Here is a 25,750-nt window from a genome sequence, read left to right as displayed (position 1 = left end):
GCCGTCACGCCCGCCTGCGTGGCGGTGCGTTGACGAGCGCGATGCCGGCTAGCACGAGCGCGGCGGCCGACAGGAAGCGCCAGCCGACCGATTCGCCGAGGAGCAGCACGCCGAATGCGACGCCGAACAGCGGCGACAGGAACGTGAAGACGGACAGCCGCGACGCGCTGTAGCGCGTCAGCAGCCAGAACCACGACAGGTAGCTCACGAACGCGACGATCGCCGACTGGTATGCGAGGCTCGCCAGCGCGAGCGGCGTGACGCGTGCGAACGACATCTGGCCGGACAGCGCGGCGAGCGCGATCAGCACGACCGCCGACACCGCGAGCTGGTAGAACAGCGTCTTGCTTGCGCTCGCCCGCGCGAGCGCCGTCGAGCGCACGACGACGGTCGTCGCGGCCCACATCGCGCCGCCGAGTATCCCGAGCGCGTCGCCCGCCAGCCCCGCGAGCACGGACGCGCCCGGCGCGCGCGGCTTCAGGAAGCCGTCCGCGAACGCGAGCGCGATCCCGGCGAACGCGAGGCCGATGCCGGCCCATTGCATGCGCTGCAGCCGTTCGCCCGGTGCGAACAGGTGCAGGCCGAGCGCGGTGAAGCACGGCGCGGTGTACAGGAAGATCGCCATGTGCGACGCGCTCGTCAGCGTCAGCCCGAAAAACACGCAGATGAATTCGCCGGCGAACAGCGCGCCGGCCGCGAGGCCCGCGCCGAACGTACCGTCCGCCTGGAACAGCGGCGTGCCGCGCGTGCGGGCCCAGCCCCACAGCAGTACCGCGGCGATCGCCGAACGCAGCCCGGCCTGGAACATCGGCGCGATCGCCGCGTTCGTGCTCTTGATGGCGACTTGCTGGAAGCCCCAGATCGCGCACAGCAGCAGCATCAGGCCGGCGGCGCGCATGTCGGGCGCGCGGCGCGCGGGGGCGGCGGCGAGCGTGCTCATCGGCGGGCCTCGCCGGTTCGGTACGATGGCGGGGAGACCGGAAGGACGGCGCGCTCGAATCGACGGTTTCGCACGGCAGGGTGGCGGTATCGGAGAGTGGAGGGTCGCGTTCGGGGCGGATGACATGCCCGCTTTTGGTGCGAGGTGGAAGGATGTTACCCGATCGGCGGGGCGGCCGGGCAAGCCGGATCGCGCTGTTTCCGGTCGCCGGGCTCGCGCCGGTGCGGCTCGATCCGATCCGCCGCATCGGCCGGGCGCCTCCGGCGGAGTTCCCCCGACTCTGGTAGAGTTTCCGGTTCTGGAAAGTCCCCACAGGAGTACAACACATGCGTTTGCTGCATACGATGCTGCGAGTCGGCGATCTCGACCGCTCGATCAAGTTCTACACCGAATTGCTCGGCATGAAGCTGCTGCGTCGCGAGGATTATCCGGAAGGCAAGTTCACGCTCGCATTCGTCGGCTACGAAGACGAAAGCACGGGCACCGTGATCGAGCTGACCCATAACTGGGATACGCCGTCCTACGATCTCGGCAACGGTTTCGGCCATCTGGCAGTGGCGGTCGAGGATGCCTACGCGGCCTGCGAGAAGATCAAGGCGCAGGGCGGCAAGGTCACGCGAGAAGCGGGCCCGATGAAGCACGGTACGACCGTGATCGCGTTCGTCGAGGATCCTGACGGCTACAAGATCGAGTTCATCCAGAAGAAGGCGCACTGAGCGCGGGATGAACGGGCCGTGGCGGCGTGCCGCGGCGGCACGGACGGGCGGTGCGGGGCGACCTGCACCGCCCGTCCGCGTTTACGGTGCGGCCGCGCGCGTCACAACGACGGCAGCAGCTCGGGCGGGTGATGCTTGAGCGTGTGCCGCGCCTCGCGAAACTCGGGGAAGATCGATTCGACGGTCTGCCAGAACGCCGGGCTGTGGTTCATCTCGCGCAGGTGCGACAGTTCGTGCGCGACGACGTAGTCGATGATCGACATCGGGAAATGGATCAGCCGCCAGTTCAGGCGGATCTTGCCGTCGCTCGAGCAACTGCCCCAGCGCGTCGCGGCCGACGACAGCGCATACATCGAATACGTGACGCCGAGCTTTTCCGCATAGACCGCAAGGCGTTCGCCGAAGATGCGTTTCGCCTCGCCCTGCAACCAGCCCTGCACGCGATCCTTGATCTGCTGCATGTCGGCCTGCACGGGCAGCGGCAGCGACAGCCGCAGCGCGTCGGCATCGAACGCGACGGCGCCCGCGCCGAGCGCGATCGTCACCGTCTTGCCGAGATACGGGAGCTGCGCGCCGTCGCGCCAGTCGATCTGCGGCAGCGCGCGCTGCTCAGTGCGCGTCTTCCATTCCGCGAGCTTCGCGAAGATCCAGCGCTGCTTCTCGGCGATCGCGGCTTCGATGTCGGCGAGCGTGACCCAGCGCGGCGCGGTGATCGACAGCCCGCTGCCGTCGATCGTGAAGCCGATCGTGCGGCGCGCCGAGCGCTTCAGGCGGTATTCGAGCACACGGCTGTCGAGTGCGAACGTGCGCACTCGGGAGCGGTCGGGCGCCGGACCGGGATCGAGGGGGGCGGCGGGCGACGCGTCGGGCGGCGCCGGCGGCGTGGCGGGCGCCGACGGCGCGGCGGCCGGCCCGTCGAAGAGCGGCAGGTCCATCTGGCGATGATCGAGGGCCACGACGGCTGGCCGTGGCCGCGGACGCTGTTTCATCAGTTCGCTTCTTTTTGTCGTACGCAACGGCGGCAACCTGCGGGATTCAGACACGCGCGGCATCGCGCGTGCCGGCATTGCCCGCCGGGCGATACGAATCCGGATCGATCCGGCGCATTTCCGCTTCGATCCATGCTTCGACCTGCGAGTTCAATGCATCGGGCGTCATGCCGTCGACGGGGATCGGCTTGCCGATCGACACGGTGACGACGCCCGGGAATTTCGTGAACGAGTTGCGCGGCCATACCCTGCCCGCATTGTGCGCGATCGGCACGACGGGCGCGCCGGTTTCGATCGCGAAGCGCGCGCCGCCAGTCTTGTACTTGCCCTGCTTGCCGACCGGCGTGCGCGTGCCTTCCGGGAACATGATCATCCATGCGCCTTCCGACAGGCGCTTCTTGCCCTGGCGGATCACCGAATTGAACGCGTTCTTGCCTTCCTTGCGGTTGATGTTGACCATGTGCAGCAGCCCGAGCGCCCAGCCGAAGAACGGCACGTACAGCAGCTCGCGCTTGAACACGTAGCAGAGCGGCTTCGGCATCAGCGCCGGAAACGCGAGCGTCTCCCACGCGGACTGGTGCTTCGACAGCAGCACGGCCGGACCGTCGGGCAGGTTCTCGAACCCTTCGATCCGGTAACGGATGCCGTTCAGCCAGCGCACGACCCACAGCGTCGACTTGCACCAGCCGGCCGCCATCCAGTAGCGGGCGTCGGGGCGCATGAACGGGAATGCGATGAAGCACGCGGTGGCGTACGGCACCGTGTACGCGATGAAGTAGATCAGCAGCAGCAGGGAGCGAACGAAGCGCATCGGCGTGGGTCTGGCGTGAGGGAGGATGCGCGCGGCGGCTGCATCACTCGTAATCGTGTGAAAGGAAATCGAGCGCGAAGGCGCGCAGATCGTCGTGGACCTTCGTGCCGGGCGGCAGGTTGCCGGCGGCGAGCGTCTTCTTGCCCTTGCCGGTCAGCACGAGGTGCGGCCGGAAGCCGACCGCGACGCCGGCCTGCAGGTCGCGCAGCGAATCGCCGACGACCGGCGTGTGATCGGGATCGAGTTCGAAGCGCTCCGCGATCATCTGCATCATGCCGGGTTTCGGCTTGCGGCAGTCGCAGTGATCCTCGGCCGTGTGCGGGCAGAAGAACACGGCGTCGATGCGCGCGCCGACCGCGGCCGCCGCGCGATGCATCTTCAGATGCATCTCGTTGAGCGTGGCCATGTCGAACAGCCCGCGACCGATGCCGGACTGGTTGGTCGCGACAACCACGCGGTAGCCCGCGTGATTGAGCCGGGCGATCGCCTCGAGGGCGCCGGGCAGCGCGATCCATTCGTCGGGCGTCTTGACGAACGCATCCGAATCGACGTTGATCACGCCGTCCCGGTCGAGGACGACGAGCTTGCGGTTGGGGCTGGTCGGCATCGTGCGGCCCTTATGCGGCGAGCTTCGAGATGTCGGCGACGCAGTTCATCTGCTGATGAAGCGCGGACAGCAACGCGAGACGGTTCGCACGCAGCGCAGGATCTTCCGCGTTGACCATCACGTCGTTGAAGAACGTGTCGACCGGCGCGCGCAGCGCGGCGAGCGCCGACAGCGCGCCCGTGTAGGCGCGTGCCGCGAGCTGCGACTGCACGTGCGGCGTCACGGCCTCGAGCTGTTCGTGCAGCGCCTTCTCGGCGGCCTCGACGAGCAGCGTCGGCTGCACCGTGCCGTTCGCGCCGCCTTCCGACTTCTTCAGGATGTTCGATATCCGCTTGTTCGCGGCCGCGAGCGCCTCGGCTTCCGCGAGGCGCGCGAACTCGCGCACCGCGTCGAGACGCGCGACGAGATCGTCGACGCGCGTCGGGTTCAGGCTCAGCACCGCGTCGATTTCGCCGGCCGAGTAGCCGCGCTCGCGCAGCAGGCCGCGCAGGCGATCCATGAAGAACGCGAGGATCGCATCGGTCGACTCGGCCACGCCCGGCACGCCTTCGAAGCGGGCGTGGGCCGTGCGCAGCAGCGACACGAGATCGAGCGGCAACTGCTTCTCGAGCAGCAGGCGCAGCACGCCGAGCGCGTGGCGGCGCAGCGCGAACGGATCCTTCTCGCCGGTCGGCGCGAGGCCGATGCCCCAGATGCCGACGATCGTCTCGAGCTTGTCGGCGAGCGCGACGGCGGTCGAGACGGGCGTGGTCGGCAGCGCGTCGCCGGAGAAGCGCGGCTGGTAGTGTTCGGCGCAGGCGAGCGCGACGTCGTCGGCTTCGCCGTCGTGGCGCGCGTAGTACGTGCCCATCGTGCCCTGCAGCTCGGGGAACTCGCCGACCATGTCGGTCAGCAGGTCGGCCTTCGCGAGACGCGCGGCGCGCTTCGCGTGCACGGCGTCGGCGCCGATCGCGGGCGCGATTTCACCGGCCAGCGCCTCGAGGCGCTCGACGCGTGCGAGCGCCGAACCGAGCTTGTTGTGATACACGACGTTCGCGAGCTGCGGCACGCGGTCGGCGAGCGGCTTCTTCTTGTCCTGCTCGAAGAAGAACTTCGCGTCGGCGAGGCGCGGGCGCACGACGCGCTCGTTGCCTTCGATGATCTCGCCCGGCGTCTTCGTCTCGATGTTCGACACGATCAGGAAGCGCGAGCGCAGCTTGCCGGCGACGTCGGTCAGCGCGAAATACTTCTGGTTCGTCTGCATCGTGAGGATCAGGCATTCCTGCGGGACCTGCAGGAATTCGTCCTCGAAACGGCACGGATAGACGACCGGCCATTCGACCAGCGACGTCACTTCGTCGAGCAGCGCTTCGGGCATCACGACGGTGTCGCCGTTCGCGTGCTCGTTCAGCTGCGTGCGGATCGTTTCGCGGCGATCGGCGAAGTGCGCGATCACGCGGCCCTTGTCGCGCAGCGTGTCGGCGTACGCGCGCGCATGCTGGATCGCGACGAGGCCGTCGGACAGGAAGCGGTGGCCGAGCGTGGTGTCGCCGGCGTCGACGCCGAACGCGGTGACCGGCACGACGCGATCGTCGTGCAGCACCGTCAGGCGGTGTACCGGGCGCACGAACTTCACGTCGGAGCCGTCCGGGCGCTGGTACGTCATGAATTTCGGGATCGGCAGCTTCGCGAGCGCTTCGTCGAGCGCCGCCTGCAGGCCTTCGGCGAGCGTGGCGCCGGCCGCCGAATAGTTGATGAAGAACGCTTCGGCCTTGCCGTCCTGCGCGCGCTCGAGATCGGCGATCGACAGGTTCGGGTGGCCGAGCGCCGCGAGCTTCTTCGCGAGCGGGGCCGTCGGCTTGCCTTCGGCGTCGAGCGCGACCGACACGGGCAGGACTTTTTCTCGGACCTGCCTGTCGGGTGCGACGGCGCGGACGTTCTGCACGACGACCGCGAGGCGGCGCGGCGTGGCGTAGCGTTCGAACACGAGTTCGCCTTCGACGAGGTCGCGCGCCGCGAGGCGTTGCGCGAGACCTTCGGCGAATGCGTCGCCGAGGCGCGCGAGGGCCTTCGGCGGCAGCTCTTCGGTCAGCAGTTCGACGAGCAGGGGGGCGGGATGATTGTGCGTCATGGTTGGAATGAATCTCGTCTCGTCAGTCCTGATCGATCTTGCGTTCGACCTTGAGCGGCGGCGCCCATGCCGGCTGCGCGGCGTCCTGGGCGTCGGTGGTGAGGCCCGGCACGCCCGGCGGGTTGCCGAGCATCGGGAAGCCGAGCTTCTCGCGCGAGTCGTAGTAAGCCTGCGCGACGAGGCGCGACAGTGCGCGGATGCGGCCGATGTACGCCGCCCGCTCGGTCACCGAGATCGCGCCGCGCGCGTCGAGCAGGTTGAACGTGTGGCCGGCCTTCAGCACGAGCTCGTACGCGGGCAGCGCGAGCTTTGCGTCGATCATCTTCTTCGCTTCGGCTTCGTAGCTGTTGAAGAACGTGAACAGCAGGTCGACGTTCGCGTGCTCGAAGTTGTAGGTCGACTGCTCGACCTCGTTCTGGTGGTATACGTCGCCGTACGACAGGCGGCGCAGCTCGGGGCCGTTCGGGCCCTGTTCCTCCCACTCGGTCCACACGAGGTCGTACACGTTCTCGACCTTCTGCAGGTACATCGCCAGGCGCTCGAGGCCGTACGTGATCTCGCCGAGCACCGGCTTGCATTCGAGGCCGCCGACTTCCTGGAAATACGTGAACTGCGTGACTTCCATCCCGTTCAGCCACACTTCCCAGCCAAGGCCCCACGCGCCGAGCGTCGGGTTTTCCCAGTCGTCCTCGACGAAGCGCACGTCGTTCTGCTTCAGGTCGAAGCCGAGCGCCTCGAGCGAGCCGAGGTACAGGTCGAGGATGTTTTCCGGCGCCGGCTTGAGCACGACCTGGTACTGGTAGTAGTGCTGCAGGCGGTTCGGGTTCTCGCCGTAGCGGCCGTCCTTCGGGCGGCGCGACGGCTGGACGTACGCGGCGCGCCACGGCTCGGGACCGACCGCGCGCAGGAACGTGTGGACGTGCGACGTGCCCGCGCCGACTTCCATGTCGATGGGCTGGAGCAGAGCGCAACCCTGCTTGTCCCAGTAGGACTGCAGCGTCAGGATGATTTGCTGAAACGTAAGCATGAAGAGCCTTCGTGGCGCTGGCGCTCCGTTGCGGGCGGCGCTCCGGGCGGGGCCCGGAGGGTCGGCTCGCGCGGCGGCGCGGCTTGTTAGTGTGCTGAAACGCGTAATTTTACCGGATCGGCGACCGGATGCGCCGGAACGCGGGCGGGTGCACCGCCGGCACCGTTCCGGCGGCCCGCGCAGGGGCGGCCGGCGCATATCGTACGGCCGCGCGATGCGCGCCGCGGCACGCGTGCCCGCCGCTTCGCGCGGGCGTTAAGATGCGCATATTGCGGCACACGACGCGTGCCGCGCCAACGCTTGCCGCTGCCGACCGCATGGACGATCCGAACGACATCCTCATTCCGCTGCTGCCCCCCTTTCTCGCGCTGCTCGGGCAGGCGGCCGACGCGCAGGCGCGCGGCGAGCACGCCGCGCACGATCTGTGGCTTGCCGCCGCCGCGCATCTGCATGCGACCGACGCCGACGCGCTCACGCAGCTTACCGGCGCGCTCGTCGCGCGGCAGCGCACGGCCGATGCGATCGCGCTCGCCGAATGCGCGGTGCGCGTGCAGCCGGGCGCCGCGGCGTACTTCAATCACGGCTACGCACTGCAGATGGCCGGGCGTCACGCGGATGCCGTCGCACCGTATCGCGCGGCGCTGGCGCTCGATGCCGACCGGCCGTCGCTGCGCAACAACCTCGCGATCGCGCTGCGGCTGTCGGGCAGCCCTCGCGCGGAGGAGATCGCGCTGCTCGATGCGGCGGTAGACGCCGATCCGAGCGACGTGCAGGCATGGACCAACCTCGTCGTCGCGCGGATCGCGACGCAGGACCTGGACGGCGCGCTCGCGTGCGCCGCCCGGCTCGTCGAGCTCGCACCCGACAACGCGCTGGCGATGAACAACGCCGCGATGGCGATGAAGGAGGCACAACGCTGGGACGACGCCGAGCGCTACGCGGCGCGCGCGTGCGAACTGGCGCCCGACGACGCGTCGTTCCGCTTCAACCTGGCGATCATCCAGCTCGTGCGCGGCAACTACGCGGCCGGCTGGCGCGGCCACGAGGCGCGCTGGGACGGCGCGGGCGAGTTGCGCGGCCGCCGGCCGGTGCTGCCGGGCCCGCGCTGGCAGGGCGAGCCGCTCGCCGGCAAGACGCTGCTCGTGTGGGGCGAGCAGGGGCTCGGCGACGTGCTGCAGTTCTGCCGGTTCGTCGAGCCGCTCGCCGAACGCGTACATCGCGAGGGCGGCCGGCTGGTGTGGAATACGTTCCCGGCGGTCGGCGCGCTGATGCAGCGCAGCCTCGGCGCGCACGCGGACGTGTTCGGCGCGGGCGGCGGCGTCGACGTGCTGCCGGCGTTCGATTACGAGGTGCCGCTGATCGGCCTGCCGCTGATGCTCGGCATGGAAATGTCGACGCTCGCGTCGTCGGTGCCGTACCTGCGGGCCGATCCGGAGGCGCGCGACGCGTGGCGCGCGCGGCTCGCGGGCGACAGGCGTCTGAAGGTCGGGCTCGTGTGGACGGGCAGCGTGGGGCACCAGCGCAACCCGTTCCGGCGCGTCGGGCTCGAGCGCTACGCCGACGCGTTTCGCGGGCTCGACGGCGTCGCGTTCCATTCGCTGCAGCCGGGTGCGCACGCGGATGTCGCGGAGGCGCGCGCGGCCGGCTTCGCGATCGAGGATTTCACCGCGGAATTGACGAGCTTCGACGACACGGCTGCGTATATCGGTGCACTGGATCTCGTGATCACCGTGTGCACGTCGGTCGCGCATCTGGCGGGCGCGCTCGGCGCGCGCACGTGGGTGCTGCTCGACGTGAATCCGCACTGGCCGTGGTTGCTCGAACGCAAGGACAGCCCGTGGTATCCGACCGCGACGCTGTACCGGCAGCCGACGTTCGGCGCATGGGAGCCGGTGATGGCGGGCGTGAGCCGCGATTTGCGGAGCCTGCTGGCCGGGCATGCGCAGCCGCGGGGCTGAGCGGTCATCCGTCGCGTCGATCGGGCTCGCTGCGATTGCTTTCCCCGGGCGCCTGCGGTGCATGGCAGTGCCGGATCCTTACCCGATCGAATCGAGGGCGGTCGGCCGTTCTTCGTCTCGTAGCAAGGATGCCTGTCGTTCGCGGTGCGTTCGACCTGGTGGCGTGCATGCCGGCATGCACGCCCCGTGTCCGCGAACCGGCATCACCGCCGGCGCAGCCTCGGCCCGAACGCGAACCCGAACGCGAGCAGCACCAACGACACAGCGAGCACGATGTTGTTGCCGCTCGTCACGTACGGCGTGAAGCCGCTCGTGCCTTCGATCCGCACGTCGAGCGAGCCGATCGTGAACGGCTTCAGCTGGCCGAGCACGCGCCCGTGCGCGTCGATCGCGGCCGTCATCCCGGTGTTGGTCGAGCGCAGCATCGGCCGGCCCGTTTCGAGCGAGCGCATCCGCGCGATCTGCAGGTGCTGGTCGAGCGCGATCGTGTCGCCGAACCACGCGAGGTTCGTCACGTTGACGAGCACGCCGGGCGGCTGCGGATTGTCGCGGATCGTTGCGGCGATTTCCTCGCCGAACAGATCCTCGTAGCAGATGTCGGCCATCACCGGCTGGTTGTGTACCAGGAACGGCTTCTGCACCGGCGCGCCGCGCGCGAAGTCGCCGAGCGGCATCTTCATCAGGTCGACGAACCACCGGAAGCCCCACGGGATGAATTCGCCGAAGGGCACGAGGTGGTGCTTGTCGTAGTGATAGATGTCGCGCGAATTCGGCGTCACGCCGTACAGGCTGTTCGTATAGTCGACGTAGTGCCCGTCCTCGGTCACTGAGGCGCCGACCGCGCCGAACAGCACGGCCGAGCCGGTCGTGTCGCTGAACTTGCGGATCGCGACGGCGAACGGTTCGGGCAGTTCCTGGATCATCACCGCGATCGCGGTCTCGGGCGTCACGATCAGGTCGGCCGGCTTCTCGACGATCATCTGCGTGTACATCTTGATCGCTGCGTCGATGCCGGCTTCCTCGAACTTGATGTCCTGCTTCACGTTGCCCTGCAGCAGCCGCACGGTGAGCGGCGCGTTCGCGGGCACGGTCCACGCGACCTGCGACAGCCCGAGGCCGGCCGCGACGAGCGCGACCGCGATGGCGGCGGGTGCGGCGATGCGCACGCGCGCATTGCCGGCGCGCGGCTCGGCGAGCGGCGACGGCCGGGCGGCGGCGAATGCCTGCACGACGAGCGCGGCGAACAGTGCGAGCACCCACGCAATGCCGTATACGCCGGCGACCGGCGCGAAGCCCGCGAACGGGCCGTCGACCTGCGGATAGCCGCTCGCGAGCCACGGGAAGCCGGTGAACACGGTGCCACGCAGCCATTCGCCGAGGGCCCACGCGCTCGCGAACGCGAATGCGCCGTGCCAGGTCGGCGTGAACGGCCGCGGGTCGGGCGTGCGGCGATGCCACGCGTGGCCCGCGCAGAACGACCACAGCCCGGCGGAGAACGCCGGATACAGCGACAGGTACAGCGAGAACAGCACGAGCGCGCCGCCCGCGAGCGGCGCGGCCATCTCGCCGTACACGTGCATGCTGATGTAGAGCCACCAGATGCCGCTGATGAAGTTGCCGAAGCCGAACGCGCCGCCGGTGAGCGCGGCGCTGCGCCAGCTCGCGGTGCGCGTGAGCTGCGCGAAAAACCAGACGAACACGACGAGCTGCAACCAGCCGCCGTGCGGGGTCGGTGCGAAGCTGAGCGTATTGGCCGCGCCGGCGAGCAGCGCGGCCGGGTAGTGCCAGCGCGGCAGCGCGCGGCCGGGCGGCGGCGCGAGGAGGCCGCCAGCCGGGCGGGACAGGATCGGATCGTCCATGTGAAGCGGAAGTGGGCGAGCGGTTGAAGGAGGCGCGGCTGGCGCGCGGCGGTCAGTCCTCGTGCGAGGCTTCGGCGCGACGGCTCGTGAGCGGGTTGCGGCGCACCAGCAGTACGTGGACCTGGCGTGCATCGCCGCGCTGGATCTCGAACACGAGGTTGCCGAGCTGCAGCTTCTCGCCGCGATGCGGGACGCGGCCGAAATGATGGGTGATCAGCCCGCCGATCGTGTCGACCTCGTCGTCGGGGAAATCGGTGCCGAACGTCTCGTTGAACTGTTCGATCTCGGTGAGCGCGCGCACGCGGTAGCGGCCGTCCGGCCCCGAGATGATGTTGCCGGCTTCCTCGTCGAAGTCGTATTCGTCCTCGATGTCGCCGACGATCTGCTCGAGCACGTCCTCGATCGTGATCAGGCCCGCGACGCCGCCGTATTCGTCGACGACGATCGCAAGGTGGTTGCGGTTCACGCGGAAGTCGTGCAGCAGCACGTTCAGGCGCTTCGATTCCGGAATGAACACGGCCGGGCGCAGCATCCCGCGCACGTCGAATTCCTCTTCGGCATAGAAGCGCAGCAGATCCTTCGCGAGCAGCACGCCGATCACGTTGTCGCGGTTGTCCTCGTACACCGGGTAGCGCGAGTGCGCTTTTTCCAGGACGAACGGAATGAAATCCTCGGGCTTGTCGGCGATGTTGATCGCGTCCATCTGTGCGCGCGGCACCATGATGTCGCGTGCGCACAGGTCGGATACCTGGAACACGCCTTCGATCATCGACAGCGAATCGGCGTCGATCAGGTTGCGCTCGTGGGCGTCCTGGAGGATTTCCAGCAGCTCGGCCCGAGATTCGGGTTCGGGCGAGATGAAGTCGGTCAGGCGCTCGAGCAGCGAGCGCTTTTCTTGCGGTTTGTCGGTTGGCTTACGACTGGGATACGAATCGTTCATGGTGGTGCGCCCGGGTCATGCCGGAGCGCGCTGTCACGGAGTAGGCAAGGATACACCATGGGCACGACACGACCGTGTCGCCCCGGCCGCACGGCCAGGACGGGCGCTCGCGCGGGCCCCGCTCGCGGACGGCCGCGCCTGGCGCGGCATCGTCCTCGCATCCATCCTATCTCATAAAGGGCCGGCGGGGCAGCGGCGCCAAAAAGCGGCGGCGGCACGGTGCGGCGTGGGGCGGGCGGATCGCGCGGTCGCTGCCGGCGGCAATCTGCCGCATGCCGAAGCCGGCGTCGCCGCCGGGCCGCGGCTCAGAACCGCATGCCGGCCGAGCAGCCGCCGGCGGCCGCGCCGTTGGTCGCGCCGCCGCCGCAGCCGAAGATCCCGCAACCGGACAGCGCGACGCTCGCGGCGACGATCAGTACGGCGACCTTGCAACGCGACCAGCGTGACGGTTTCATCGACAGTGTCCTCGTTCGAAAAGGGGCGTGGCGCGGCATCGCGCGGCGGCGGGCCGGGCGCCGTGTCGGGTCAGCGGCATCGGGCGAGCAGCCCTTCGAGTGCGCGATCGGGGATGCCGCTCTCGCGCAGCGCGTCGACCGTGCGGCTCACGTAGTCGAGCGTCGTGCCGTAGCGGCCGGCCGCGCAGCCGAACACTTCCTTCACGACGGGGTCGGACAGCTTGCCAGTGTAGGTCGGTGCGTCGCGGCGCATCACGAACGCGAGCGCGTTCACGCGCTCGCCGCTTTCCAGCGAACACGGCAGCCACGCGGGCCGGTACGAGCCCATCGGCATCTCGCGCTTCCACAAGGTTTCGAGATGCGGTTGCGCGGTCGGGCCGGCGAGCCGGAACGCGATGCCCGAGCACGAGCCGCCGCGATCGAGCGCGAACACGAGGCCCGGGCGTTCGGGCGTGCCGCGGTTCACGCGCGACCACAGGCAGAGCCCGCGATGGTAGCCATGCACCTTGCCGCGCACGGCGGCGACGGTCGGCAAGCCCGGGTTCCAGATCAGCGAGCCATAGCCGAACAGCCAGAGATCCTGGCGGCCGTCCCAGTCGCGCATCGTGTGCGCGAGCGAGGCCGCGAGTTCGTCTTCCGTCAGCAGTCGCCCGGCGCCGATCGACGGCGGGTAGGCGGGCGGGAGCGTCGCGACGTTGCGCATCGTGCGGACCCCTTACCGGTAGGGGTTCGGGAAGCCCAGCTTCGCGAGGATGTCGACTTCGAGCGCTTCCATTTCGGCCGCGTCCTCGTCGCTCGTCTCGTGGTCGTAGCCCTGCGCGTGCAGCGCGCCGTGTACCAGCAGGTGCGCGTAATGGGCCGGGAGCGGCTTGCCCTGGTCGTGCGCTTCCTGCTCGACCACGGGGCAGCACAGCACGAGGTCGCCGATCACGGTGCCGTCGGGCGCCGTGTCGTACGCGAAGGTCAGCACGTTGGTCGGGTAATCCTTGTGACGGTAGCCGGCGTTCAGCGTGCGGCCCTCGTCCGCGCCGACGAAGCGCACGGTGAGCTGCGCGCTGGCGAACAGCGCCGGCTCGATCCATTCGGCGATCAGCTTGCGCTTGGGCAGCGTCTTGCGCACGTCGCTCGTGATTTCGTCGCCGTACTGTACGGACAGGTCGAGCTCCGGCTCGCGCAGTGCGTCTTCGAGTTCGTCTTCGCGCGGCGCGAGCTCGGCGCCCACGTGCAGCGTCACGCTGTCGTAGTGCTCGGGCTGCAGCGCAAGCTTCGCGCGCATCGTCGGGTCGTTGTGCTGCGCGACGATCGCGACGGCCGCGTCGCCCGAGCTGCCCGACAGGTCGAACATCAGGCTGCGGCCGTCCGGAAAGTCGATCCGCAGCCCTTGCGCGTCGACGGTGCGGGCCTTGCCCTTCGCATCGAACAGGGAGAGGCGGGGGGAGGCGGGCGCGGCGGACTGGGCGCGCCCCGACTTGCGGGAACGGGAGGATTTCATGACGCGAGCGGCGATTGGAACGCGATGAGGATACACCAAACGGCCGATCGCACCCGAATGCGCGCAGGCGAAAAAAAGCCCGGCGCGCCGTCTGGCGGGCCGGGCCGGCAGGCCGTCGCGGCGCGGGCGCGGCCGGTCAGCCGTCCTGATGCTGCGCGTGGAACTCGTCGTACGCCTCGACGATGCGCGCGACGAGCGGATGGCGCACGACGTCCGCGCTCGTGAAACGCGTGAGCGCGATGCCGCGCACGCCGCCGAGCACCTGCTGCGCCTCGACGAGGCCGCTCTTGTGGCCGCGCGGCAGGTCGACCTGGCTCGTGTCGCCGGTCACGACCGCCTTCGAGCCGAAACCGATCCGCGTGAGGAACATCTTCATCTGCTCGGGCGTGGTGTTCTGCGCCTCGTCGAGGATGATGAACGCGTGGTTCAGCGTGCGGCCGCGCATGTACGCGAGCGGCGCGATCTCGATCATCTGGCGCTCGAACATCTTCGCCGTCTTGTCGAAGCCGAGCAGGTCGTACAGCGCGTCGTACAGCGGCCGCAGGTAAGGATCGACCTTCTGCGCGAGGTCGCCCGGCAGGAAGCCGAGCCGCTCGCCGGCCTCGACGGCCGGGCGCGTCAGCACGATCCGCTTGACCTGGTCGCGCTCGAGCGCGTCGACCGCGCATGCCACCGCGAGGTAGGTCTTGCCGGTGCCGGCCGGCCCGATGCCGAACGTCACGTCGTGCGACAGGATCTGCTTCAGGTATTCGCGCTGCGCCGGCGTGCGGCCGCGCAGGTCGGCGCGCCGCGTGTAGAGCTTCGGCGCGGGCTCTTCGTCCGGCGCCTCGTCGTCGAGCTGCACGACGGGGTCGTCGAACGGATGGTCGGGGTCGCCGCGAAAGCGTACGTCGATCGTGTCCTGGCGACCGTTGCCGGCCGTGTGGCGCACCTCGACGAGCGCGAGCTGGATGTCGTCGACCGACAGCGCATCGCGCGCGCGGTTGTAGAAGTTCTCGAGTGCGGCGAGCGCGAGCTTGGCGCCGCGCCCGCGGATCGCGATCCGGTGGCCGCGGCGCGCGAGCGTGACGTCGAGCGCCTGTTCGATCTGCCGCAGGTTCTCGTCGAGCGGGCCGCAGAGGTTGGCGAGGCGTGCATTGTCGTCGCGCGGCGCGACGAATTCCAGTGCTTGGGTCGGCTTCAAAGTGGCGTCGGGCTCCAGTGGAACGTCAGTGCGTGGCCGCGCTCGCGTCGTCGCTCACGAGCACGAGCTCGCCGCGCAGCGAGTGCGGGTACGCATGGTTGATCTTCACGTCGATCATCTGGCCGATCAGGCGCGGGTGCGACGCAAGCGGCGCCGGGAAATTCACGACCCGGTTGTTCTCGGTGCGGCCCGCGAGTTCGTTCGGGTCCTTGCGCGACGGGCCCTCGACGAGGATCCGCTCGACCTTCCCGACCATCGACTGGCTGATGCGCGCGACGTTTTCCTCGATGGTCGCCTGCAGATGTTGCAGGCGTTTGAGCTTCACTTCGCGCGGCGTGTCGTCGTGCAGGTTCGCGGCCGGCGTGCCGGGGCGCGGGCTGTAGATGAACGAGAAGCTCGTGTCGTAGCTCATCTCGTGGACGAGCGCCATCATCTTGTCGAAATCGTCCTCGGTCTCGCCGGGGAAGCCGACGATCATGTCGGTCGACAGCGACAGGTCGGGGCGGATCGCGCGCAGCTTGCGGATCACCGACTTGTATTCGAGCACCGTGTAGCCGCGCTTCATCGCCATCAGGATGCGGTCGGAGCCGTGCTGGACGGGCAGGTGCAGGTGGCTCACGAGCTTCGGCACCTTCGCGTAGGTGTCGATCAGGCGCTGTGTGAACTCCTTCGGATGCGACGTCGTGTAGCGGATCCGTTCGATGCCGGGGATGTCGGCGACGTATTCGATCAGCGTCGCGAAATCGGCGATCTCGGCCGAGCCCGCGGCCAGCGCGCCGCGATAGGCGTTCACGTTCTGGCCGAGCAGCGTGACTTCGCGCACGCCCTGGTCGGCAAGGCCGGCCACTTCGGTCAGCACGTCGTCGAGCGGGCGCGATACCTCGTCGCCGCGCGTGTACGGCACCACGCAGTAGCTGCAGTACTTCGAGCAGCCTTCCATGATCGAGACGAACGCGCTCGGCCCCTCGACGCGCGCGGGCGGCAGATGGTCGAACTTCTCGATTTCGGGGAACGAGATGTCGACCTGCGCGCGCCCGCTCTCGCGGCGCGCGTCGATCATCTGCGGCAGGCGGTGCAGCGTCTGCGGGCCGAACACCAGGTCGACGTACGGCGCGCGCGATACGATCGACGCGCCTTCCTGGCTCGCGACGCAGCCTCCGACGCCGATCAGCAGGCCGGGCTTCGCTTCCTTCAGCTCGCGCACGCGGCCGAGATCGGAGAACACCTTTTCCTGCGCCTTTTCACGCACCGAGCACGTGTTGAACAGGATGATGTCCGCGTCTTCCGGCGTATCGGTCTTTTCGAGGCCTTCGGCCGCATTCAGCACGTCCACCATCTTGTCCGAGTCGTACTCGTTCATCTGGCAGCCGAAGGTCTTTACGTAAACTTTCTTGGTCATGGGGATTCGCCGTTCGCAGTGGTTGACCTGGGGGCGTCGTCAAGGGTGAATCGGGACGGCCGTGCGCGGCACGCGGATCGCGCGCGGCACGCATGAAAGGCCGTCGGGAAAGCCTTCCATTATAGCTTTTCACGCCGCCCCGGACGGGCAGCGGGTTGCGGCCGCGCGACGCCGTCTGTCGGGTTCGGACCCCTGAATGGCAAGGGCAGGCCGTCAACGGCACGTGTTCAGCAGGTCGTCGAGCGCGGCTTCCTCGCGTGCGAAGCGTTCGACGAGAAAGTCGAGCAGCACACGCACGCGCGGCGCCATGTAACGCTTGCCGGGGTAGATCGCATGCAGCGGCGCGCCCTGGTGCCGCCAGTCGGGCAGCAGGACCTTGAGGCGTCCGGCGCGCAGGTCGTCGGCGACGTCCCAGATCGAGTTCAGCACGATGCCGTGCCCGCGCAGCGCCCACTCGCGGGCGAGGCCGCCGTCGTTGGTCTCGAACGCGGTGGCGAGCGGCACCGTGCAGGTCTGCGTGTCGCCGCCGCGCGTAAAGCGCCACGTGTTCATCGGCCCGGACGCGACCGTGATCACGTTGCATGGAAAGCGGGCCAGATCGTGCGGGTCGCGCGGCGCGCCGTGGCGGGCGAGGAACGACGGCGCCGCGCACGGCACGCGCCGGTCCGCGGCGAGCCGGCGGGCGATCAGCGCGCCGTCGGGCGGCGCGGCGAAGCGGATTGCCAGATCGATCTCGTCCTGCCAGAGATTCACCGTCGAGTCGGACGCCGTCAGCGAGAAGGTGACGTCCGGGTAGCGCACGGTGAATTCGTCGAGCCAGTCGAGCAGCCGGCGGCGGCCGAAATCGGACGTCGCCGACAGCCGCACGCGGCCGCCGACGACATTGCGGCCGGCCTGCAGCAGGGCGTTTGCATCGTCGAGCGCCTGCAGCGCCTGCCGGCATCCGTTCAGGTACAGGCGGCCCTCGTCGGTGAGCCGCAACTGCCGGGTCGACCGGTCGAACAGCCGGGTCGCGACGGCCGCCTCGAGTTTCGCGAGGCGCGCGCTCGCCGCGGCCGGCGTGAGGTTCAGCTTGCGCCCGGCGGCCGACAGGCTGCCCAGTTCGGCCGCCTCGACGAACAGCCGGATATCGCCCAGTCGGTCCATGCGATTTTCCAGAATTTTTTGAAAATGGTTCAAATACCGAGCCAATTATCAAATATGGGCGTCTTCGGGACAATGCGCACATCCCGCTTCTTGTGCGGTGCGGCACCGATCGGGCGCCGCACCGCCGCCCTCTGGAGAACGTCATGCCCATCCCGTTACTGGCGCTAGCGATCAGCGCCTTCGCCATCGGCACCACCGAATTCGTCATCATGGGCCTGCTGCCCGAAGTCGCGCACGACCTCGCCGTGTCGCTGCCGTCCGCCGGCCTGCTGGTTACCGGCTACGCGCTCGGCGTGGCGGCCGGGGCGCCGCTTCTCGCGGTCCTGACCAGCCGCATGCCGCGCAAGGCCGCGCTGCAGCTGCTGATGGCGATCTTCATCGTCGGCAACGTCCTGTGCGCGACCGCGTCCGGCTACGCGACGCTGATGGTCGCGCGGGTGGTCACGTCGTTCGCGCACGGATCGTTCTTCGGGATCGGCGCGGTGGTCGCGGCGTCGCTCGTGCCGGCCGACAAGCGCGCGAGCGCGATCGCGCTGATGTTCACGGGGCTCACGCTGGCGAACGTGCTCGGCGTGCCGTTCGGCACGTTCGTCGGCCAGCTGCTCGGCTGGCGCGCGTCGTTCTGGATCGTCGCCGCGCTCGGCGTGCTGGCGCTCGGCGGCGTTGCCGCGCTGGTGCCGAACCGCCACGACAGCGGGCCGGTCGGCCTCGGTCGCGAAGTGCGCGTGCTGAGGGAGCCGCAGGTGTGGCTCGCGCTGCTGATGACCGTGCTCGGCTTCGGCGGCGTGTTCGTCGTGTTCACCTACATCGCGCCGATTCTCGAGACCGTTTCGGGGTATTCGCCGCGCTCGGTCGCGCTGATCCTGGTGCTGTTCGGCGCGGGCCTGACCGTCGGCAACACGCTCGGCGGCAGGCTGGCCGACCGCGCGCTGATGCCGTCGCTGATCGCGATCCTGGTCGCGCTGATGGCCGTGATGGCCGTGTTCGCGAAGACGAGCCACCTGCCGGTCGCGGCGGCCGTCACCGTGTTCGTGTGGGGGATCGCCGCGTTCGCGACGGTGCCGCCGCTGCAGGCGCGCGTGGTCGAGAAGGCCGCGAGCGCGCCGCATCTGGCCTCGACGCTGAATATCGGCGCATTCAACGTCGGCAACGCAGGCGGCGCGTGGCTCGGCGGCCTTGCACTCGCGCACGGCTTCGCGCTCGATGCGCTGCCGTGGGTCGCCGTCGCGGTGACGTTCGCCGCGCTCGTCGTCACGTGGTTCGCGATGCGGCTCGATGCGCGGGCCCCGGCGCGGGGCGCCGCGCCGGCCGTGAGGTGAGCGGCACGCCGCCGACGGGGCGCCGCCGCACGGGCGCGACGGCGACGCGATAGCGGCGGGAACAGGCTCGCGAGAAACGCATTCCTCCGCGATGCTGATAACGGTGTGAAGATAACTTCGTTTGCCCGTGCCAGGCCGGGTGATAGCGTCTCGATACGCGCCGTTGCAGGCGCAACCCGATTCCGATCCCGGCTTACCCCCTACGCAGGGCCGCGTGGCGGCCCGGAGGCAATGCTATGTCTTCACCCCTGGCGCTGGTGCGCGATGTGTCCTCTTTCGAGTCCGGCAATGCCGCCGAAGCGCGGACGTCCGCGTCGCTCGATCTTCTCGAACAGGTCGTCGGCGTGAATCTCGCGCGGTTGCGCGCCGAACGGCAATTGTCGCTCGATGCGCTCGCGCGGCTGTCCGGCGTGTCGCGCGCGATGCTCGCGCAGATCGAGTCGGCGCGCAGCGTGCCGTCGATCAAGGTGCTCTGCAAGATCGCCGCGGCGCTGAAAGTGTCGGTTGCCGCGTTTCTGCGCCGCCATGCGGTGAACGGCTTCGAGCATCTGGCGGCGGAGCGCGCGTCGCGCGTCGTCAGCTCGAACGGCCGCTTCTCGGCCCGTGCGCTGTACCCCGAAGGCGAGCCGGCCGCGGCCGAATTCCACGAGCTGCGGATCGCACCGCTGCATACGGAGCCCGGCACGCGCCGCGCGCCGGGCACGACCGTCAACCTCGTCGTGAGCGAGGGCACGCTCGAAGTCAGCGTGCACGACCGCCGCCAGTTGCTCGCGACCGGCGACGCGATCGTGTTCGACGCCGACCAGCCGTACAACCTGCGCAACCCGGGCGACAGCGAAGCGCGCGCGTTCCGCGTGACGGTGAGCCCCGAGGTGCCGCCGCGCTGGCTCGTGCCCGACGCGGCCGCGCACGCGGCCGGCTGAACGACGCGGCCGCGCACGGCGGTTGCCGCCTGTCCCGGGCGGAGACGCGACGCGGCCGTCGGCCATTCGGACGATGCCGTTAGACGGAGTCGTCAGTAAGGTTTTATGTGTGGTCTGCTGCGCCGCGTGCGCAGCTGATGTATGCTTGGCCCGCCGATGACGGGGCGTCCCCGTCCGGCAAACAGTGCGTCTTCAGGGCGGGGCGAAATTCCCCACCGGCGGTAGGCTGGCGTAAGCCGGCGAGCCCGCGAGCGCCCGCGCCACCGCGCGGGGTCAGCAGATCTGGTCGAATGCCAGAGCCGACGGTCACAGTCCGGATGAGAGAAGATGTGCAGATAGCCATGTCCGCCAGGGCCGCTTCGCGATGCGTGCGAAGCGGGTTGCCGTTCTGTCTGTTTGCAATGCCCTGAAACGTTTTTCGCCCAAATCGTATTTGCGAGGAGCGTTTCACATGTCCTTGATGTCCGTTTCTTCGTCGGCTCCCGCCGACGCCTTTGCCGATCTCCCGTTGCTGGATTCCGAACCGGTGCCGCCGCGCATCGCCGCCGCGCTCGACGCGATGCGCGAGGGTCGCGCCGTCGTGCTGCAGGACGATCACGACCGCGAGAACGAGGCCGACCTGATCGTCGCCGCCGAGCGCATCACGCCCGAGACGATGGCGCTGCTGATCCGCGAGTGCAGCGGCATCGTGTGCCTGTGCCTGACCGACGACACGGTGCGCGCGCTCGACCTGCCGCCGATGGTGCAGACCAACGAGAGCCGCAACGGCACCGCGTTCACCGTCTCGATCGAGGCGCGCGAAGGCGTGCATACGGGCGTTTCGGCGGCCGATCGCGTGACGACCATCCGCGCGGCGATCGCCGACGGCGCGAAGCCGCACGACATCGTGCGCCCCGGGCACGTGTTTCCGTTGCGGGCGCAACCGGGCGGCGTGCTGGCGCGTCGCGGTCACACGGAAGGCACGGTCGACCTGTCGATCCTTGCCGGCCTGAAGCCGGCCGGCGTGCTGTGCGAGCTGATGAATCCGGACGGCACGATGACGCGCGGCGACGACGTCGAGCGTTTTGCGAAACGGCACGGGCTGCCGATGCTGACGATCGCGGAGCTGGTCGAGTTTCGCGAGGCGCTGGCGGCTGCGCGCGAGGGCTGCTTGAGCGACGCGTAGACGCGGTGCCGGGCGGGCCGCAAATCTGGAGAATCGGCGATATTCGGCTTCCGGAGCGCTACCTATACTCGGCCGGGCTTGGCAGCGGTACCGCTGCGCTTGCACCGGAGCCCGCGGCAGTCACGCGCGGGTGTCGATCACGAGTCAACAGAGGTAGGAAAATCATGCGAACAATCAACGCAACGGAACGCGCATGCGTCGGCGGCGGGGCAGGTGTCCCGAACCTGGCCCAGGCGGCTGCGAACAATCCCGATCCGGCAACCGCGGCCGGCAAGGACGCCGCATGGCCGGCCGGGCCGGTCGTCGAAGGTACGCGCCGCCGCTATTTCATCTACTTTTACCCGGAAAGCAGCAGCACGTCCGGGATCCCGCGAGAGTGGCTGCGTTAAGCGCAGATAGCCCGGCCCGGCTGGTCGCGTTCGGCGATTGACCGGCCGGCTTGCGTTCGCGACGGCACGTCGTTCAACGGTGTGCCGTCGCCTGACGTTTACGACTGCACGTCGCCGAATTCGCCGCGCATGCCGGCTTCGACGAGCGCCGGCAGCTCGTCCATTTTGCGCATGATTCGCGTGATGCCCATCGCACGCAGCGCATCCGCGTAGTTGTCGGGAATGTGGCTCGCGCCGACGAACGCGATCGTCTTCATTCCCGCCGAGCGCGCGGCATTCAGCCCCGACACGCTGTCCTCGACGACGACGCAGCGCGCCGGCGCGACGCCGAGCGATTGCGCCGCATGCAGGTAGACGTCGGGGTAGGGCTTCGGTCGTGCAACCTGTTCGGAACTGAACACGCGCTCGCCGAAGATCTCGGTGAGCGACGCGCGCTTCAGCGAATTGCGCACGCGCACGAGCCGGCTGTTCGACACGACGGCCGCCGGCAGGCTGACCTTCAGCAGTGCGTCGCGCACGCCGCTGATCGGCGCGAGCGATTGCGCGAGCGCGACCTCGATGTTGTGCTCGATCGTCTCGATGAAGTTGGCCGGCATCTCGATGCCGAAGCGGGATTCGATGCCGTCGAGGAAGCGAGATGTCTGCTGACCGAACGCCGATTTCGCGGCGGCCTCGAAATCGAGGTTCGGGAACGTGGCGGACAGCGTGTCGAGCAGCACGCGGTCGGCGATGACTTCGCTGTCGACGAGCACGCCGTCGCAGTCGCAGATGAGGTGATCGAGCATGGTGGTGAAAAAGCGGGAGATCGGCGACGCAGATCAATTCGCCATCATACGTGCTTTCACGCGCGTGCCGCGTGACGGTCCGGCAAATTTTCCCGACCGGCCGCATCACGGCGTGGCCGCGCGGTCGCCGCGCCGGATCCGGGCAGGCTGCCGATCGGGCGGGGCCTTGCCGGCGAGTCGGGCGGCCGCGCCGCTTGCATTACAGCACGATCACGCGCCCCGTTTTCCACGACGTCAGCGCGGCCTCGGCCAGTTCGAGCGCGGCCAGCCCGTCGTCGATCGTCGTGCGGACCGGCGAGCCGTCGCGCAGCGCGTCGACGAAGTGTGCGATCTCGGCTGCGTAGGCCTGCCGGTAGCGCTCGAGGAAGAACGGCTCCGGCGCGTCCGTCGCGATGCCGCCCGGGAGCCACGCGCTCACCTCGGTCGGCCGCACGTTGCCGGCCTGCAGCATCCCGCCGCTGCCGAGCAGTTCGAAACGCTGGTCGTAGCCGTAGGCGGCGCGCCGCGACGTATTGATCTGGCACAGCAGCCCGTGCCGCGTGCGGATCGTCACGGCGGCCGAATCGATGTCGCCCGCGGCGAGTACGGCCGGATCGGTCAGGCAACTGCCGGTCGCGTGCAGCGTCTGCGCTTCGTCGCCGAGAATCCAGCGGAACACGTCGAAATCGTGGATCAGCATGTCCTTGAAGATGCCGCCCGAACTGCGCAGGTAATCGGCGGGCGGTGCGCCCGGGTCGCGGCTCGTGACGACCAGCATTTCCGGCGCGCCGATCTCGCCGCGTTCGACGCGCGCCTTCAGCGTGGCGAACGTCGGGTCGAAGCGGCGCTGGAAGCCGATCATGCAGGTGATGCCGATGCGACGGACGACGTCCGCGCACGCGCGTGCGCGCTCGACGCCCAGGTCGACCGGCTTCTCGCAGAATATGTTCTTGCCGGCATTCGCAGCCGCGACGATGAGGTCCGCATGCGTGTCGGTGCTCGACGCGATGACGACTGCCTGCACGGCCGGGTCGCCGAGCGCGCGCTCGACGTCGGCGACGTGCGCGCCGTGCGCGTGCGCCAGCGCGTCGGCCGACGGCGCATGCCGGTCGACCACGTACCGGAGTGTCGCGCCCGGATGGTGCGCGAGATTGGCCGCGTGGATCCTGCCGATCCGTCCGGCGCCGAACAATGCGAATCCGATCATTCCGTTCTCCTGTCGATCCTGTCGTTGGCGGTCGGCGCGGCTTTGGGCGGCCACGCGCCCGGCCCGGGTCATTGATTCGCCAGCGCGCCGCGCACGTAGTCGATGCTCGCCCGCAGCCGGTCCTCGATGTCGTCGGCTTCGGCGATTTCGTTTGCGAACGGTTCGAACGAGAGTGCGCCGCGGTAGCCGCGCGCGAGCAGTTCGCGCAACTGCCGGATGTTGCCGAGCCGGTCGGCGGCGCCGACCAGCACGCGATGGCCGTCGCGCATCCGGTCGACCGGCAGGTCGTCCTGCTCGACCCCGGAGAGATGCACGAGGCCGGTCAGGTTCGGGAAGAAAATGTCTTCGCCCGACAGGTGATGGTGGAACGTGTCGTGCACGAGCCTGAAGACCTGTTCGCCCGCCGCGTCGTAGATGCCTTTCACCGCGTCCGACTTGCGACGCAGCGCGCATTCCGCGAAGCCCAGCGGCTCGATGAAACCGAGCAGGCCGCGGGTTGCGAGGATCGGCTTGAGCGCCTTCAGCGCCGTCACGAGATCCGTGTGACGCACGTCCGCGCCGCGCGTGTCGCCGCGGCTGTTGGTCGGGCACAGCACGAGCGCGTGCGCGCCGCATTGCGCCGCGTAGTCGGCCAGCGCGGTCGCCTCGTGCGCACGGTCGGCGTTCCACTGCTCGAAGCGTTGCAGCGCGTTGATCGTCAGGATCGCCACGCCGCCGGCTTCGGCCGTCGAGCGTACGGCGGCGGCGGGCGTGCCGTCGGCGATCTCGACGCCGTCGAGATCGTTGCGGATCTCGATCGCGCCGATGCCGAGGCGCCGGCACAGTGCGACATGGCGGTCGAGCGGCAGGCGCGGGGTGCTCGTCCGGTTCAGCGAAAACGTCAGGGGTGGGGTCATCACGGGGCCTCGGTCGGGGTTCGACGCCGGGACGGCGGGCGAGCGGCCGCCGCGACCGGGTGCCGCCGCCGCGTGCGGGTGCTTGCGGCAATCGGTCCGGCCTTCTGTCCGCTCGTCACGGCGCATGGCCGCCAATGTAAGACGGCGCCGCGCCAACCGCATGCGCTGCGTTGACGAAAAATCGGCAACGCGGCCCGCGACGCCGATGCGAACCGGCCGCGTCCCGCCGCCGGCCCCGCGGGCGTTCACACCGGTTGCAGGTAAGGGCTCGTCCTCACGTTCGCCGAGCAGAACACGCGAAACTCGACCGGCTCGACCGGTGGCGGCGGTTCGACCATGCCGCATGCGTGCATCAGGTGCTGCAACGCGGAGATGGCCTGTCCGTCGGGATCCTGGTCGATCGCGATGTCCATCGTGCCCGCCTCGATGTACGCGCGATGCTGGTCGAGCATTTCGTGACCGACCCAGACCACCCGGCCGGCCGCGCCGAAGCGGTGCAGCGCGGCCTCGATGCCGGCCGAGCCGCCGCCGCTGTTGTAGAGGCCGACCACGTCGCCGGGCGCGCGCAGGGCCTTCGCGACGATCTCGTATGCACGGTCGTCCTCGTCGAACGTTTCGGCCGCCCGGTCGTCGCAGGCCAGTTCGGGAAACGCGCGCGCCAGTTCGGCACGACAGCCGGCGATCCGGTCCTGGTGGACGCGATAGCCCATCCGGCCGCCGAGCAGCAGCACGCGGCCGGCCCGTTTCGCGAGGCGGCCGATGCAGTAGCCGGCGGTGCGGCCCGCGCGTTCGTTGTCGATGCCGGCATAGTGCGCGCGCGCGATCCCGCCGATGTCGGAGACCATCGTCACGACCGATTCGCCGCGCGCGATCGCGCCGGCGAGCGCCTCGCGCACGCGCGGCGTGTCGCCGGCCGTGACGATCAGCGCCGCGCGCCGGTAGGCCGGGCGTTCGATCAACGCGGCGAGCCGCGCGTCGTCGGCGGCGGGGAGGATGGCCCGGTGCACCACGACGCGCCGGTCGAGCATCTGCACCGCGCGTTGCAGCGCCTGTTGCAGCCGCCGGTAGAACGGCGTGTCGGTGTCGGGGAGCAGCACGTCGACGTGAATCAGTCCGTGCCTGACATCGGGCAGGTGGCGCGGCACGCCGAGCTTTTGCGCGGCCGCGACGACGCGTTCGCGCGCGTGCGCCGATACGCTGCCGCGCTCGTTCAGCACGCGATCGACCGTCGCGGTGCTGACGCCCGCGAGTTGCGCGATCTCGACGAAGCGCGCGGTGCGTTTGCGTCGGCGAGGTCCGGTGTCGGCGGCCATCGTCTCGTCTCCTGTCTGCCAAGGTCGGCGCCCGTGCGGGTTCCCCGGCGTTCGTGCGACACGCGGGCGTTGCCGTGATGGGGCGAGGGCTGGCGGTATGCTGGCGCCGCGCTGCGATTTCGTCAACGACGGGGCGGGCGGG

Annotated in this window: 24 protein-coding genes and 1 riboswitch; of the genes, 6 read left to right on the top strand and 18 right to left on the bottom strand. The window is 69.3% G+C overall.

The features are described 5' to 3' along the window. Positions 1 to 4: 4 nt before the first annotated feature. Complete coding sequence (locus GQ56_RS0124140; RefSeq protein ID WP_031401085.1) at positions 5 to 940, bottom strand: DMT family transporter; 936 nt, start codon at positions 938 to 940, stop codon at positions 5 to 7. A 326-nt stretch (positions 941 to 1,266) separates the two neighbouring features. Between GQ56_RS0124140 and gloA the strand changes: the two genes are divergently transcribed. Beyond that, a complete protein-coding gene (gloA, locus tag GQ56_RS0124135) occupies positions 1,267 to 1,656 on the top strand; it encodes a lactoylglutathione lyase (protein WP_031401084.1) in 390 nt (129 codons plus the stop codon). A gap of 101 nt (positions 1,657 to 1,757) precedes the next feature. Here gloA and GQ56_RS0124130 read toward each other — a convergent pair whose 3' ends face one another. The 5 genes from GQ56_RS0124130 to glyQ are packed head-to-tail and all read right to left on the bottom strand — an operon-like array spanning position 1,758 to position 7,200. Further along, positions 1,758 to 2,645 carry a M48 family metallopeptidase gene (locus GQ56_RS0124130; protein ID WP_031401083.1) on the bottom strand — a complete coding sequence of 296 codons (888 nt, stop codon included), beginning with the start codon at positions 2,643 to 2,645 and terminating at the stop codon, positions 1,758 to 1,760. Positions 2,646 to 2,691: 46 nt separating this feature from the next. Then, positions 2,692 to 3,456: a lysophospholipid acyltransferase family protein gene (locus tag GQ56_RS0124125; RefSeq protein ID WP_031401082.1), complete on the bottom strand. Its 765-nt coding sequence runs from the start codon at positions 3,454 to 3,456 to the stop codon at positions 2,692 to 2,694. A gap of 43 nt (positions 3,457 to 3,499) precedes the next feature. Further along, a complete protein-coding gene (gene gmhB / locus GQ56_RS0124120) occupies positions 3,500 to 4,063 on the bottom strand; it encodes a D-glycero-beta-D-manno-heptose 1,7-bisphosphate 7-phosphatase (protein WP_031401081.1) in 564 nt (187 codons plus the stop codon). A gap of 10 nt (positions 4,064 to 4,073) precedes the next feature. Next, entirely contained in the window at positions 4,074 to 6,173 is a 2,100-nt protein-coding gene (glyS, locus tag GQ56_RS0124115) for a glycine--tRNA ligase subunit beta (protein WP_031401080.1), read from the bottom strand. Between the two features lie 22 nt (positions 6,174 to 6,195). Next, positions 6,196 to 7,200, bottom strand: coding sequence for a glycine--tRNA ligase subunit alpha (glyQ, locus tag GQ56_RS0124110; protein WP_075123003.1), 1,005 nt, complete (start codon positions 7,198 to 7,200; stop codon positions 6,196 to 6,198). Positions 7,201 to 7,517: 317 nt separating this feature from the next. Here glyQ and GQ56_RS0124105 point away from each other — a divergent pair, with 317 nt between their 5' ends. Next, complete coding sequence (locus tag GQ56_RS0124105; protein WP_031401078.1) at positions 7,518 to 9,158, top strand: tetratricopeptide repeat protein; 1,641 nt, start codon at positions 7,518 to 7,520, stop codon at positions 9,156 to 9,158. Positions 9,159 to 9,361: 203 nt separating this feature from the next. On the opposite strand, the gene lnt is transcribed toward GQ56_RS0124105, so the two are convergent. The 8 genes from lnt to GQ56_RS0124065 all read right to left on the bottom strand — a co-directional run bounded on the left by lnt (position 9,362) and on the right by GQ56_RS0124065 (position 17,632). Then, a complete protein-coding gene (gene lnt, locus GQ56_RS0124100) occupies positions 9,362 to 11,017 on the bottom strand; it encodes an apolipoprotein N-acyltransferase (RefSeq protein WP_031401077.1) in 1,656 nt (551 codons plus the stop codon). Between the two features lie 52 nt (positions 11,018 to 11,069). Further along, positions 11,070 to 11,957, bottom strand: a complete 888-nt coding sequence (locus GQ56_RS0124095) for an HlyC/CorC family transporter (RefSeq protein ID WP_031401076.1) — start codon at positions 11,955 to 11,957, stop codon at positions 11,070 to 11,072. A 305-nt stretch (positions 11,958 to 12,262) separates the two neighbouring features. Next, positions 12,263 to 12,412 (bottom strand): hypothetical protein, encoded by a 150-nt coding sequence (locus GQ56_RS46080; RefSeq protein WP_162836107.1) that lies wholly within the window; start codon positions 12,410 to 12,412, stop codon positions 12,263 to 12,265. 70 nt (positions 12,413 to 12,482) lie between these two features. Further along, positions 12,483 to 13,115: a gamma-glutamylcyclotransferase gene (locus tag GQ56_RS0124085; protein ID WP_031401075.1), complete on the bottom strand. Its 633-nt coding sequence runs from the start codon at positions 13,113 to 13,115 to the stop codon at positions 12,483 to 12,485. Positions 13,116 to 13,127: 12 nt separating this feature from the next. Further along, the gene (ybeY, locus tag GQ56_RS0124080; protein WP_031401074.1) at positions 13,128 to 13,904 is read right to left on the bottom strand and encodes an rRNA maturation RNase YbeY; all 777 of its coding nucleotides are present in this window, start codon (positions 13,902 to 13,904) and stop codon (positions 13,128 to 13,130) included. 136 nt (positions 13,905 to 14,040) lie between these two features. Continuing rightward, a complete protein-coding gene (locus GQ56_RS0124075; RefSeq protein WP_031401073.1) occupies positions 14,041 to 15,087 on the bottom strand; it encodes a PhoH family protein in 1,047 nt (348 codons plus the stop codon). 25 nt (positions 15,088 to 15,112) lie between these two features. Further along, a complete protein-coding gene (gene miaB / locus GQ56_RS0124070) occupies positions 15,113 to 16,486 on the bottom strand; it encodes a tRNA (N6-isopentenyl adenosine(37)-C2)-methylthiotransferase MiaB (protein WP_031401072.1) in 1,374 nt (457 codons plus the stop codon). Between the two features lie 213 nt (positions 16,487 to 16,699). Next, positions 16,700 to 17,632 carry a LysR family transcriptional regulator gene (locus GQ56_RS0124065; RefSeq protein ID WP_031401071.1) on the bottom strand — a complete coding sequence of 311 codons (933 nt, stop codon included), beginning with the start codon at positions 17,630 to 17,632 and terminating at the stop codon, positions 16,700 to 16,702. A 143-nt stretch (positions 17,633 to 17,775) separates the two neighbouring features. Between GQ56_RS0124065 and GQ56_RS0124060 the strand changes: the two genes are divergently transcribed. From GQ56_RS0124060 to GQ56_RS0124045, 4 genes are all read left to right on the top strand, one after another. Further along, positions 17,776 to 18,951: an MFS transporter gene (locus GQ56_RS0124060; protein WP_031401070.1), complete on the top strand. Its 1,176-nt coding sequence runs from the start codon at positions 17,776 to 17,778 to the stop codon at positions 18,949 to 18,951. Between the two features lie 236 nt (positions 18,952 to 19,187). Next, entirely contained in the window at positions 19,188 to 19,874 is a 687-nt protein-coding gene (locus GQ56_RS0124055; protein ID WP_031401069.1) for a helix-turn-helix domain-containing protein, read from the top strand. 184 nt (positions 19,875 to 20,058) lie between these two features. After that, positions 20,059 to 20,207, top strand: a riboswitch (FMN riboswitch). A gap of 118 nt (positions 20,208 to 20,325) precedes the next feature. Continuing rightward, a complete protein-coding gene (gene ribB / locus GQ56_RS0124050; protein WP_031401068.1) occupies positions 20,326 to 21,039 on the top strand; it encodes a 3,4-dihydroxy-2-butanone-4-phosphate synthase in 714 nt (237 codons plus the stop codon). Positions 21,040 to 21,203: 164 nt separating this feature from the next. Continuing rightward, positions 21,204 to 21,428 carry a hypothetical protein gene (locus GQ56_RS0124045; protein ID WP_031401067.1) on the top strand — a complete coding sequence of 75 codons (225 nt, stop codon included), beginning with the start codon at positions 21,204 to 21,206 and terminating at the stop codon, positions 21,426 to 21,428. A gap of 98 nt (positions 21,429 to 21,526) precedes the next feature. On the opposite strand, the gene GQ56_RS0124040 is transcribed toward GQ56_RS0124045, so the two are convergent. From GQ56_RS0124040 to GQ56_RS0124025, 4 genes are all read right to left on the bottom strand, one after another. Next, entirely contained in the window at positions 21,527 to 22,213 is a 687-nt protein-coding gene (locus GQ56_RS0124040) for an HAD family hydrolase (RefSeq protein ID WP_031401066.1), read from the bottom strand. A gap of 199 nt (positions 22,214 to 22,412) precedes the next feature. Further along, positions 22,413 to 23,399 (bottom strand): inositol 2-dehydrogenase, encoded by a 987-nt coding sequence (iolG, locus tag GQ56_RS0124035; protein ID WP_031401065.1) that lies wholly within the window; start codon positions 23,397 to 23,399, stop codon positions 22,413 to 22,415. A 68-nt stretch (positions 23,400 to 23,467) separates the two neighbouring features. Continuing rightward, positions 23,468 to 24,295 carry a TIM barrel protein gene (locus GQ56_RS0124030; RefSeq protein WP_031401064.1) on the bottom strand — a complete coding sequence of 276 codons (828 nt, stop codon included), beginning with the start codon at positions 24,293 to 24,295 and terminating at the stop codon, positions 23,468 to 23,470. A gap of 245 nt (positions 24,296 to 24,540) precedes the next feature. Continuing rightward, entirely contained in the window at positions 24,541 to 25,608 is a 1,068-nt protein-coding gene (locus GQ56_RS0124025; protein ID WP_031401063.1) for a LacI family DNA-binding transcriptional regulator, read from the bottom strand. Positions 25,609 to 25,750 lie beyond the last annotated feature (142 nt).

Origin of the sequence: Burkholderia paludis (assembly GCF_000732615.1) — a bacterium.
Classification (GTDB): Bacteria; Pseudomonadota; Gammaproteobacteria; order Burkholderiales; family Burkholderiaceae; genus Burkholderia; species Burkholderia paludis.
This window is presented reverse-complemented; position numbering and strand designations above follow the sequence as displayed.